Annotated in this window: 6 protein-coding genes; 1 reads left to right on the top strand and 5 read right to left on the bottom strand. The window is 69.6% G+C overall.

Annotated elements, in window-relative coordinates:
* Positions 1–247 precede the first annotated feature (247 nt).
* Positions 248–6,919, top strand: coding sequence for an RHS repeat-associated core domain-containing protein (locus ACIO5E_RS24385; protein ID WP_400671417.1), 6,672 nt, complete (start codon positions 248–250; stop codon positions 6,917–6,919).
* A gap of 117 nt (positions 6,920–7,036) precedes the next feature.
* On the opposite strand, the gene ACIO5E_RS24380 is transcribed toward ACIO5E_RS24385, so the two are convergent.
* The 5 genes from ACIO5E_RS24380 to ACIO5E_RS24360 form a co-directional block, all read right to left on the bottom strand.
* On the bottom strand, positions 7,037–7,714 hold the full coding sequence (locus ACIO5E_RS24380; RefSeq protein WP_400671414.1) for a hypothetical protein: 678 nt from the start codon (positions 7,712–7,714) through the stop codon (positions 7,037–7,039).
* Between the two features lie 26 nt (positions 7,715–7,740).
* The gene (locus tag ACIO5E_RS24375) at positions 7,741–8,382 is read right to left on the bottom strand and encodes a hypothetical protein (protein WP_400671412.1); all 642 of its coding nucleotides are present in this window, start codon (positions 8,380–8,382) and stop codon (positions 7,741–7,743) included.
* A 158-nt stretch (positions 8,383–8,540) separates the two neighbouring features.
* On the bottom strand, positions 8,541–9,299 hold the full coding sequence (locus ACIO5E_RS24370; protein WP_400671410.1) for a thioesterase II family protein: 759 nt from the start codon (positions 9,297–9,299) through the stop codon (positions 8,541–8,543).
* A 56-nt stretch (positions 9,300–9,355) separates the two neighbouring features.
* Entirely contained in the window at positions 9,356–10,591 is a 1,236-nt protein-coding gene (locus ACIO5E_RS24365; RefSeq protein ID WP_400671407.1) for a cytochrome P450, read from the bottom strand.
* On the bottom strand, positions 10,588–12,483 hold the full coding sequence (locus ACIO5E_RS24360; RefSeq protein WP_400671405.1) for an amino acid adenylation domain-containing protein: 1,896 nt from the start codon (positions 12,481–12,483) through the stop codon (positions 10,588–10,590). Before ACIO5E_RS24360 ends, ACIO5E_RS24365 begins: the two co-directional genes overlap by 4 nt.
* Positions 12,484–12,542: the final 59 nt, after the last annotated feature.

Below are 12,542 nucleotides of genomic sequence, written 5' to 3'. Positions count from 1 at the left end.
CGCTGTGAGCCCCATGTGCCCGATTTGATCCCATCTTAATATAAGGATTCTATAAAGATGACACCAAGTGACGGGTGATCTGGTAAGAGGCCCCCCTGATCGCCCTCTAATGTCGCGCTCGAACCATGGCACAGCCATGCCTGTATGACGTTATGTCGACGAACTGAGAGGACCTCCGATGGGGGTTTGGCCTGCCCGAATACGGGCCGCAAGAGATCACGCGGGGGGCCGGTGGCACGCCCCCGCGGTGGCGGCGCTCCTCGTCCTGGCGATGACGGGAGCGGCGGTCCCGTCCGCCGCCGCGTGGACGTTCCCCACTCCGGAGGGTGAGGTCTGGACCCCTCCGGACACACCGCTCGGCGACAAGACCCCCACCGTCACGGGGCACGACGTGCGGCCGCAGACCGCCACCCCGGTAAGCCGGCCCGTGGACTGGAAGCCGCAGCCGGCCACGCCCGTGGTCACCGGTACCGCGACGGTCACGATCGGAGCCGACAGCGCCGAGGCGGCGGCAGCACGAAAGGCGACCGGCGGCGCGTCGACCGCCTCCGGCGGGGCCACCGGCTCGAAGGCCGGCGACCTCGCGGTGACGGTCGCACCCGGAACCGGACACGGCGAGAGCGCGCACACCGTCACCGTCCAGGTCACCGACCCCGACAAGGGCACCAAGGCCGGGACTCCCGGCCCGCTCGTCGCACTGGCCGATGCCGAGGCTCCGGCGGGGGGCGAAGGTCGCACCGCGAAGGTGACCCTCGACCTCAAGGCCCTCCAGGGGACCGGATGGTCGGACCGGGCCACGCTGGTCACGCTGCCCGCCTGCGCGCTGAACACCCCCGAGCGGGCCGAGTGCCGCACCCAGACGCCGGTCGCCTCCACGGTCGACGCCGCAGCGGGGAAGGTCACGGCGGATCTCACCCTCCCCGTCGCCGAAGCGGGAACGCCCAGCCGAACCGGCGCCGTGAAGGCGTCGTTCACCACCAGCGCCGTACCCGCCTCCACCGGGACGTCGGGTCCGGGCGCTCCCGTGGTGCTGGCGGCCGCGCCCTCGCCGTCCGGTGCCGGGGGTACCTACACCGCAACCCCGCTCTCCCCGTCCGCCGAGTGGGCGGCCGGGTCGAACGCGGGGAACTTCACCTACAGCTACCCGATCCAGCTGCCGCCGACCCTCGGGGGTAGCGCGCCCGCGGTGTCGCTGGGGTACAACTCGGCGGCGGTCGACGGCAAGACGTCCGCGACGAACTCCCAGTCCTCGTGGATCGGTGACGGGTGGGACTACGAGCCGGGCTTCATCGAGCGCTCCTACAAGAGCTGCGACAAGGCCGGCATCGCCGGCTCGGGAGACCAGTGCTGGGGAGGCCAGAACGCCACCCTGTTCCTGGGGAACCACTCCGGAACCATCGTGCGCGACGACGCGAGCGGCGTGTGGCACCTCCAGGACGACGACGGCTCGAAGATCGAGCAGCTCACCGGGGCGCCCAAGGCGGCCGGTGACGTCGACTACCGCGACATGGAGTACTGGCGGATCACAACGCCGGACGGTACCGAGTACTACTTCGGCCGCAACCATCTGCCGGGCGGTGACGGGAGCGACCCGGCCGCCAACTCGGTGCTGAGCGTGCCGGTGTACTCGCCCAACGGCAGCGACCCCTGCTACAACTCGGCCTCAGGCAAGGCTTCGTGGTGCCAGATGGCCTGGCGCTGGCAGCTGGACTACGTGGTGGACGCCCACGGCAACCTGACGACGTACAAGTACGCGACCGAAGGCAACAAGTACAACCGCGGCGGAGCCCAGAACTTCGGCAGCGGCACCCTCACCGACTACCAGCGTGCCGTCTACCTCAAGGAGATCGGCTACGGGCAGCGCCTGGACGACCAGAAGGCCGCCGAGGGGGCTGCGAACCCGGCCGCCAAGGTCGTCTTCGGTACCACCGAGCGTTGCCAGCCGTCCGGAACGATCACCTGCTCGGAGGACCAGCGCACCACCGCCAACGCGGACGCCTGGCCCGACGTACCGATCGACCAGATCTGTTCCGGGGCCGGCACCTGCACCAACTACGCGCCGACCTACTTCACCACCAAGCGCCTGACGTCCATCACCACCCGAGTGCTCGTCGACTCGGCGTACCGTGACGTCGACACCTGGGCGCTGTCCCAGTCGCTCGCCGATCCCGGCGACGGCACCAAGCGGACCCTGCGGTTGGACTCCGTCCAGCGCACGGGCTCGAACGGCCAGACGCCGGCCAGCGTGCCGGCCGTCCAGTTCACCTACGTGATGATGGCCAACCGGGTCGACGGCCTGGTGCCCGCGTCCCCGATGTTCATGCGACCGCGCCTGCAGGGCATCACCACCGAGACGGGTGGCCGCATCAACGTCGTCTACACGAGCCCCGAGTGCTCGCGGGTCAACAACCGCATGCCGGCGTCCGAGGACTCCAACACGATGGCCTGCATGCCGGTCAAGTGGTACCTGCCCGGCCAGTCCTCCCCGGACCCGGTCAACGACTGGTTCAACAAGCCCCTCGTCAAGACCGTCACCGTCCAGGACCTGGTGTCCAGCCCGTCGATCGGCATGGTCACCGAGTACACCTACAACGGAGGGGCCGCCTGGCACCGCAACGACGCGGAGTTCCTCGACCCCAAGTCCCGTACCTGGAGCCAGTTCCGGGGCTACCAGTCGGTCACCACGGCCAACGGCAACGCCGATCCCGGTGAAGCCCCGAAGACCCAGCGAACCGTCACCTACCTGCGCGGCATGGACGGCGACTACCTCGCCGACGGAACCCAGCGCAGCGTCCAGGTCATCAGCCCGCTGGGCGGCAGTGTGACCGACAGCGACTGGCTCAGCGGACGGACCGTTGCCACCGAAGGCTTCGACAAGGCCGGTGGCACCGTCCAGACCGTCGCCGGCAGCACTTACAACGGCCAGCAGACGACCGCGACCCACGTCCAGAGCGCGGGTGCGCCGAAGATCTACGCCCGGTACGGGTCCTCGCAGACCACGGCGGTGTCCAAGGCCAAGTTGGCGGACAGCAGTTGGCGCACCGTCTCCAGTGTGACCAGCACCGATCCCGCTCACGGCAATCGCATCATCCAGGTCGACGACAAGGGCGACGGTACCGCCGCCACCCCCGAGACCTGCACCGTGACCAACTACGCCACCGACCCCAACCAGCAGCGCTCCACGCTCGTCTCCGACACGGTCACCGTCCAGGGCTCGTGCGACTCCGCGCCGACCGGGGCCAACACGGTGACCGGCGGGCGGTTCCTCTACGACGGGAAGCCGTTCGGACAGGCCGGTACTGCGGGGGACGTGACGGGCACCCAGTCGCTCGACCGCTATGACGCGAACGGGAACCCCGTCTACGTCGACAGCGGCGGCTCGACCTATGACGCCTACGGGCGCGTCCTGACGACCTCGACGACCGATGGGTCCGCCTACGACCGTTCGGGAAACCAGGTCAGCGGCCCGCAGACGGCCCGGGCGGTCACCACGATGGCCTTCACCCCGGCTTCCGGCGCCCTGCCGACCCAGGTGAGCACGACCGGACCGATGGGGGCGGGCTGGACCACCACGGTCACCCAGGATCCTGCCCGGGGCTCGGCGCTGGCCACCAGGGACGTCAACGATCGTGTGACCACCGCGCAGTTCGACGCGCTGGGTCGGGTCACCAAGGTGTGGGCACCTGATCGACCCACTGACCAGAACCCCAGCCAGAAGTTCACCTACAAGGTGAACGGGACCGGTGCCCCGTCCACGGTCACCACCGAGTCCATCCGGGAGGACAACGGGTACTCGGCGGTCATCGACATCCTCGACGGTCTGGCACGGCCGAGGCAGAGCCAGCGCACCAGCGACGCCAAGCCGACCGGGCGCCTGATCACCGATACCGTGTACGACTCGCACGGCTGGGTGATCAAGACGTCGGCGCCGTACTACGAGGAGTCCTCGTTCCCCGGCGAGTCGGTCTTCGTGCCGTCCGGTGACGGGCAGGTGCCCGGTCAGACCTGGAACACCTACGACGGCCAGGGACGCGTGGTACGCACCGAGGCCCGTTCCTACGGCAACCTCCAGTGGAGCACCACGACCGCCTACCCGGGCGCGGACCGCACCGACGTCACCCCGCCCGCCGGCGCGTACCCGGCCTCGACCGTGACCGACGCCCGCGGGCGGACCGTCGCCACCTGGCAGTACCGCACACCCACCGCGACCGGGAACGCCGCGGACGCGGACGTCACCGCGTACGCCTACACGAGCGCCGGCCTGGCCTCCCGGCGCACCGACAGCAGCGGCAACAGCTGGAGCTACACGTTCGACCTCCGCGGGCGGCAGGTCTCCGCGTCCGACCCGGACACCGGCACGAGCCAGACGTTCTACGACGCCAACTCGCGTGTCGACCACACCGTCGACGCCAAGGGCACGACCCTGGCCTACAGCTATGACCTGCTCGGACGGAAGACCGGCCTGTTCGACGGCAGTGTCGCACCGGCACACCAGCTCGCCGGGTGGACGTACGACACCCTGCTCAAGGGAGAGTTGACCTCTTCGACCCGCTACGTCGGCGGAGCCTCCGGGGCGGCCTACACCAAGGCCGTCACCGGGTACGACACCGCGTACCGGCCGATCGGCAACTCCGTCACCATTCCCACCGCGGAAGGGGCGCTCGCCGGGACCTACACGACCAGCAGCAGCTACACCCCGGTGCTGGGTGCGCAGAAGACCCTGACCATTCCGGCGGCAGGCGGGTTGCCCGCCGAGACCGTCAGTTACGGGCGAACCGTCACCGGCCTGCTCACCTCCTCCATGAGCCAGGGCAAGGCCGTGGTCGCCGCAATGGCGTACGACGCGCTCTCACGTCCGACCCGCACCACGGTCGGCCAGTACGGCACCCAGGTCGTGTCGACCCAGCAGTACGACTGGGCCACCGGAAGGGTGATCAACTCCTTCCTCGACCGCCAGCTCGGCACGACCTCCGTCGACCAGACCAGCTACACCTACCTCCCCTCGGGCCGGCTCACCTCGGTCACCGACGTCCAGGACGCCACCGCGACCGACACCCAGTGCTTCGCCTATGACTACCTGGGACGGCTGACCAACGCCTGGACCGACACCGGGGGCACGTCCACCACCGCCGACTGGACCGACAGTTCCGGTGTGGTGCACGGCAGCGGAAGCTCCACCACCGTCCCGGGCGTCGGCGGCTGCAAGAACGCGTCAGGTCCTGTCGTCACGGGACCGGGTGCCAGCACCGTCGGAGGCCCGGCCCCCTACTGGAACACCTACTCCTACGACGCCACCGGCAACCGCATCGGACTCGTCCAGCACGACGTCACCGGAAACAGCGTCAACGACACCGTCACCAACCAGACCTTCGGAGCCGCGAAGACCGCCAACACGGCCACCAGCGCCCCCGGTACCGGCGGTGGGACCGGTGGTCCCCACGCCCTGCTGACCTCCACCACCGCCGGGCCCGCCGGCAGCAAGAGCGTCAGCTACCAGTACGACGCCAAGGGGCGTACCACCTCCATCGCCGACGCGGCGGGCACCACCACGCTGAGCTGGAACGGTGAGGACAGGCTTGACTCCCTCACCAAGGCCGGCAGGGCCGATGCCACCACCTACCTCTACGACGCGGACGGCAACCAGCTGATCCGTCGCAACCCCGGCAGGATCACCCTGAACCTGCCCACGGACGAACTGGTCCTCGACACCGCCTCCGGGTCGATGACCAACACCCGTTCCATCGCCGCCCCCGGTGGCCTCACCTACACCCGCGTCACCGCCCCCATCGGCGGCGGACGGGTACTCGTTCAGGCCGCCGATCCCCACGGCACCAACGGCGTCGAGATCAACACCACGGCTGGTCAGCCCGTCACCCGGCGTGCCACCGACCCCTTCGGCAACGCCCGCGGCACCCAGCCCGCGGCCGATGCCTGGGCCGGGACCAAGGGATTCGTCGGCGGCACCAAGGACGACACCACGGGCCTCACCAATCTCGGAGCACGACAGTACGATCCCACCACGGGCCGGTTCATCAGCCCGGACCCCATCATTGACGCGGCCAATCCGCAGCAGTGGAACTCCTACGCCTACAGCAACAACGATCCGGTGAACCTGTCGGATCCGACCGGGAAGCTGCCGACTTCGGACCCGGGCTGGAGCATCGTTCGGGACCCCTCGTGGGGCGATCAGATCCTGAGCGACGGTGACTACGCCACTGATGAACAGATCATCGCGGCCGGTCGCGATGACGGCACCAAGTTCAAGCCCGTGAGCTCGGTCAGTGGGCGGTTCGCCCAGATCCTGGCCCGGGATCAGAAGGCCGATGGAACCTGGGACTGCTGGCGCTGCGGCTACAACTTCTCCGACTCCAGGGATCTGAACGCCGGACACCGCGTCATTCCCCGGAGCAAGGGCGGCAACCTGTCGGAATCGAACCTGTGCGTCGAGGGTTGGGCCTGCAACAGCAGCGCGCAAGACCGGGGACGTCCGAGCGCCGGTATGTCCTGCAGGGAACGCTATGCGTGCAACAGCGCCAAGCCGGCCAAGCCGTACCGGCTCAACCGGAACCAGAACTGGCTCGCGCGTGTCGCAGCAGCCCGTGGGGACCGGGGGAGCGTGTCCGTCGGCGGAGCTCTCGGCGCGGCCGGGCTGGCGGTCAGTGCGGTTGCCATCGTCGAGGACGTCAAGGCCGCCCCGCCGGGCGAAAAGGTGAGCACGGCGGTGACCGACACCGTGACCCTCATCGGCGGCGTCGCAGGGAGCATCTACGGTGCCGAAACCGGCGCTGCCATCGGAACGATGATCATGCCAGGCGTCGGAACGGTGGTAGGGGGAGCCGTCGGAGCCGTCGTCGGGGGTGTCATTGGCAGTGGCATCGCGCGCAACACCGTCAAGTCGATCAAGAAGTGGTTCTTCTAGCCTGACGGCGACCCCATGACGGGGTGACGAAGGCGCAGGGCCGGCCATCACGAACGTGATGGCCGGCCCTGCGCCTTCCGGATCCCCGTGCCCGGGTGGTGGGGGAGCGGGCGTGAGTCAGTCACGTGGCCGCGGATATCCGATGGAGTGCAGCTCCGATGTAACTGATGCGACATCGCAGCCCGGGTTCAGCACCGCTGCGAACCGCTCTACCGGGCCGGCAAGGTCGAGCACACCGCGCACAGCCGCGGCGACCTCACTCGTCGAATCGAGACCGAGCCGTAGGACGTGGAAACCGGGTTCGAACTGTGTGAGTTCGTCAAGGATCACCGCCGCTCCATCGGGGTTGTCATGGTCCGACGGGAACCGGAGACGGGAGCCCGTGTTCCACGACAGTCCTGAGCTGGTTCTCCAGGTGCAGCTGGTGGCGAGGACGGCATCGTCATCCAGGAACTCGGGAATCTCCGACAGGATCCATGAGAGGCCGTTCGGAACGTCGTCAAGGATCCCGGGCCAGGTTTGCATCGGGTCACTGGAGTAGGGGCTCATCGGGGACTCGTGGTCGAACCCGATCAGCAACGCGCCCTGATCGCAGAAGCCGATGAAGTAGCCGTCACCGCTGCCCTCCATCACCGCGGCTGCCAGTCCGGGGCGCCACCGCGCATCGAACGAGTGCTCACGTGCCCAGGCGTTCTTCGGCTCACGGATGATGTCGAAGGCGGCGAGTGCGATGCAATGCCGACGGAGCGCTTCCACGTCCGGCAGTGCCCGGGCTATGTCGACGATCGAGGCCAATGTGAATCCCTTTCCAGAAGAGGTGGCTACGGCAGAACGGTCGCCCGCACTCCGCGCGCCATCGCCTCGGCAGCGGCGGCGACAGTGCCGGCCTCTGCTGCGGCTGCCTGCGTGGTGACGACAACGCAGGCGTCGGCGGACAGCATGACGCGGATCAGCATCTGCCGCCACTCCGTGCCCTCGAAATCGTAGCTGAACTCGACCAGGTCGAGGTCTTCCGTGGATGCCTCTCGAATGACTCGCTGGCCGGGGGCGACCATTCCGGGAAGAGATTCGGCGCGATGTGTGGGGGCAGGTCCCTGGACGTAGATGACCGAGGAGTTCTCCCCGAAGAGATAGAAGGGTGCGCTGTTGTCGCCTGGCGGTGGCGAATCAATGGCGAATCCCTCAGGCCATGGGCTCGAGTAGTTCGTCGTCTCGATCAGCCAGATCTCCTGCGAACCGCCCTTTCCGACCTCGATGACGTCGTTGAGGGATCCGACTCCGACCAGGCGCGCCTCGACGTTGTCCGGAAATCCCTGAAGGTCGACCCCGCGGCGCACGGAATCCGGCGTGTGGCGGGTCACGGAAAGCGCGGTTTCCGAACTTCCGGTCCGTTCGACGGTGTACGGGGGTTTCGGTGTGATGGATACGCCGAATCCGGACAGGCGGGCGAAAGAGTGGAACATTATTGCTGGAATTTCCTTGTCGGGTTCGGCGCGGCCTCGAGTGGGCTTATTGTAGCAAGTCAAGGTGTGGAATAACCGGGACTTCCTGGTGATCTTAAAGCTGGGTGGGGAGGGCGGCCGGCGGGACCGTAGTCTCCCTCACGGCCCGACGAGTCCCATTAGGGGGTGTGGGGCCGGGTGGGCGTCAGGTCTGCGGCCAGGAGTGCCAGTAGCTCGGCCGGTGCCTCGATGAAGCGGTAGTGGCCTCCCTCCAGGAGTTCGAAAGTCGCTTCGCCGCAGGCTGACCAGCCGGTCATCAGCGACGGTGCGATGCCCGTGTCCTGGGTCCAGCCGATGGCGGTGATCGGGCACGGCAGCCGGACCGGCTCGGCCACGTGATACCGCTTGTTCATGTCGACGTCGTTCCGCAGGACGCCGAGGTAGAGCGCGAGCAGGCTCGGTTCCAGGGTGCCGCCCAGTTCCGCGACGAGCTGGCGCAGTTCGGTGGCCAGCTCGTCGTCGCTCATGCCGAGGAAGCGGCCGTAGGGGCCGTCCTGCGGCGCGACCTCGGCGGAGACGAACAGTCGGGTCGGCGCGGGGCAGCCCCTTTGGACCAGCCGTACGGCGGTCTCGTACGCCGCCAACGCGGAGCCGCAGTGCCCGAACAGCGCGTAGGGACGGTCCAGATAGGGGCGCAGCGCTTCGCAGAGGTCGTCGGCCATCGCCTCGTAGGTGGTGTGGGCGGGCTCGCGCATCCGGTTCTCCCGGCCGGGCAGCTGCACGGGGCAGACCTCGACGCCGTCGACCGATGACGGCCAATGGCGGTACATGCTCGCTCCGCACCCGGAGTAGGGCAGGCAGAACAGCCGGGCCGGTGCCACCGGCGACGGCTCGCGCAGGAACCACTTGTTGCGGGTACGGGCCGTTGGAGCGTCCACTGATGACCTTCCGGGTGGGGGCTTCTTCTCGGGTCCGGCTGCGGTGGCGCCGGCTCCTATCGGGTCCGCGCGGTGATCGGCAGGTGCGTGAAGCCCGCGATGATGTTCGAGCGCATGCGCCGCGGCGTTCCGGCGAGTTCGAACCCGGTGAACCGGCCGAGTAGTTCGGCGAACAGGATCCGCAGGGCCACCCGTGCGACGGTGTGCCCGATGCAGTAGTGCGCGCCGACGCCGAACGCGATGTGCTTGTTGGGCCGGCGTCGGATGTCGAAGGTGTCCGGGTCGGCGAACACGGTCTCGTCGCGGTTGGCCGACCCCAACCACACGACGACCGCGGCCCCCGCGGGGATCGGCACACCCCGGATCTCGACGTCGCGGGTGGCGTGGCGCATGAAGTGCTGGGTGGGCGAAGCCCATCGCAGTGCCTCCTCGACGCCGCTGCCGAGCAGCTCCGGGTGTGCCGCCCAGTCGTCCAGGACCGCGGTCCCGGCCAGTTCGACCATCGCCGCGATCGGTGGCTGGGCGGTGGTGACGGTCGCACCGAGCAGCAGGCTGTAGCAGTTGGACACGATCTCGCCCGGCGACAGTCGGCGTCCGTCCAGTTCCATGGTGAGCAGCACGCTGATCAGGTCGTCACCCGGTGCACGCCGACGCGCGGTGACGATGTCCTGGAAGTAGGCGAACAGTTCACGGTGGGCGGTCACGAGGGTGGCCCGTGGTCCGGCGGCGAGCTGGAACTCGGGGTCGTCCGCGGCGATGCAGGCGTGGGCGAGCCGGACCAGCCGCGACCAGTCCTGTTCCGGTAGCGCCATCATGGTGCCGACCACCGCCATCGGCAGGGTGGCCATGGCGGCGGCGAAGTCGAACGGGCCGCCGTCGGCCAACGGCCGGAGCAGCTCGACGACGACCCGGCGGATGGCCTCCCGGTCGTTCTCCACCGTCTTGATCGACAGCGCCTGCTGCAGCGGGCCCCGCAGGTGCGAGTGCCGGGGCGGGTCGGTCGCGGCCATCTGCCGGCCGCCGGCGGGGTCGCCCTTGCCGAGGAGGTTGAGCAGGGTGCCCTGTTCGGAGGTGAACGTGTCGTGGTCGCGGAGGACCCGGTTGGCCTCGGCGTAACCGACGATCGACCAGTAGCCGATGTCGCCGACCGGCTGCCAGCTCACCGGGGCGTGGCGGCGCAGCCGTCGCCACACCTCGTGTGCCCCGCCCGAGTGGTAGAGGTCGGGGTCGATCAGATCGACCGGCTGCGGGGCGAGGACCGGGCAGCGCGTGGTCGGGGGAACCGTCGTCATCGGGGCTGCTCCTCCCGTGCCCCGCCGGCCGGGCCCCCCGTCGGGCCGTCCGGGCCCGCCGTCCGGATCCGGGCGGTGAGGGCCGTCGCCAGCTCGGCGACGGTCGGCGACAGGTACAGCGTCTGCGCGGGGAGGTCCACGTCGAACTCGCGCTGGGTGGCGACCAGGAGGTCGGTGGCCAGCAGGGAGTGTCCGCCGAGGTCGAAGAAGTCGTCGTCGGCGCCGACCGGTTCGACGCCGAGGACGTCGCCCCACAACTCGGCCAGCCGCGTCTGCACCTCGGTGCGGGGCGGAACGAACTCGTTGGCCACGTTGCGCGGTACCCGGGTGGCGGTGGGCAGGGCCCGGCGGTCGATCTTGCCGTTGCGGTTCACCGGCAGCTCCGGACGGACGAGGATCGCCCAGGGAATCAGGTAGCCCGGCAGCCTGTCCCGCAGCTCGTGGCGCAGCCGCCGACCGAGGTCGGCGGTGCCCGCCGGATCAGGCTCCGTGGGCACGACGTAGGCCAGTAGCCGGGTGCCGCCCGCCGGATCGGCCTGCGGCAGCACGACCGCGTGCCGCACCCCGGGGAGCCGTTCCAGCTCGACCTCGACGGCGCGCGGTTCGGCGCGGTAGCCCTGGACCTTGACCTGGTCGTCCGCGCGTCCGACGAACTCCAGCGTGCCGTCCGGCAGCCATCGCACGAGGTCGCCGGTCCGGTACATCCGGGCCCCCGGCTCGGTCCCGGACGGATCGGGCAGGAACCGTTCGGCCGTTGCGGCCGGGCGGCCCAGGTAGCCGCGGGCCAGGCCCGCCCCGGCCACGTACAGCTCCCCGCACTCGCCGACGGGCACCGGCCTGAGGTCGTCGTCGAGCACGGCGACCCTGGTGCCGCTGATCGGGCGGCCGATCGGCACGCTCCGCAGCTCCGGGAGGGTGCTGCTGGTCCAGCAGGTCGTGTACGTGGTGTTCTCGGTCGGCCCGTAGCCGTTGGTGAAGAGCAGCTCCGGGTAGCGGGCCAGCAGGTGCTGGACATGGCCCGGCGAGGCCACGTCGCCCCCGGTGAGGACGTGCCGCACGTCGGCGAACGCCTCCGGGTGGGAGCTCACCATCTGGTGGAAGAGCCCGGTGGTCAGCAGCAGGACCGTCACGCGCTCGGCACGGACGATGCGCGCCACGTGCTCCAGCGTGATGGCGGCCGGGGGGAAGAGGACCAGCCGGCAGCCGTTGACGAGGGGGGCCCAGATCTCGAACGTGGACGCGTCGAACGCGACCGGCGCGAGGTGGAAGAAGACGTCCTCGGCGCGGACGTCCATCCAGTCCGCACCCCGGACGAGCCGATCGATCGCCCGGTGGGGCACGCCGACGCCCTTGGGCTCGCCGGTGGAGCCCGAGGTGTAGCTGACGTAGGCGAGCCGGTCCGGGTCGCCGGGGCGGGCCGGAACCGCCGGCCCGGCGGCCGGCTCCTGCGTCGGGCAGCCTTCCGTCACCGTGACGACGGTGCCGGGCAGCTGCTCCCGCAGGGCCTCGTCGGCGATCACCATGCCCGCACCGGCGTCCTCGAGCAGCAGCGCGTGGCGGCTGGCCGGGTCGTCCGGTTCGAGTCCGAGGTACGCCCCGCCCGCGATGAGGACGGCGAGCAGGGCCACGATCAGCTCCGGCGACCGTGGCACCAGCACGCCCACGACGTCCTCCTGCGCCAGTCCGGCCGCTCGCAGTCGCCCGGCGAGCCGGTGGGCGCGGTCGTTGAGCTGCCGATAGGTGAGGGTCCGTCCGTCGCAGGTGACGGCGGGCGCGTGCGGGGCCCGCTCCGCCTGTTCGGCGACCAGCTCGTGGATGGCCCGTGCGTCGAACGGTGGCCGTCCGCTGCCGACGAACGCCGTGGTGTCGGAGGTGAAGACCGTCTTGGTCAACTGCTTCCCGCTTTCCTGTGCTGAAGTGTCCCCGTCGGGGCTGAACGCGCGACCTCGTG

The sequence above is a fragment of the Kitasatospora sp. NPDC087314 genome, assembly GCF_044744365.1.
Lineage (GTDB): Bacteria > Actinomycetota > Actinomycetes > Streptomycetales > Streptomycetaceae > Kitasatospora.
The sequence above is the reverse complement of the archived record's forward strand: the minus strand, read 5'-3'. Positions and strand labels throughout refer to the sequence as shown.

Excerpts from the sequence above, each read along its gene's own strand:
- ACIO5E_RS24365 (WP_400671407.1), bottom strand. The coding sequence starts at position 10,591 with ATGACGACGGTTCCCCCGACCACGCGCTGCCCGGTCCTCGCCCCGCAG.
- ACIO5E_RS24375 (WP_400671412.1), bottom strand. The coding sequence starts at position 8,382 with ATGTTCCACTCTTTCGCCCGCCTGTCCGGATTCGGCGTATCCATCACA.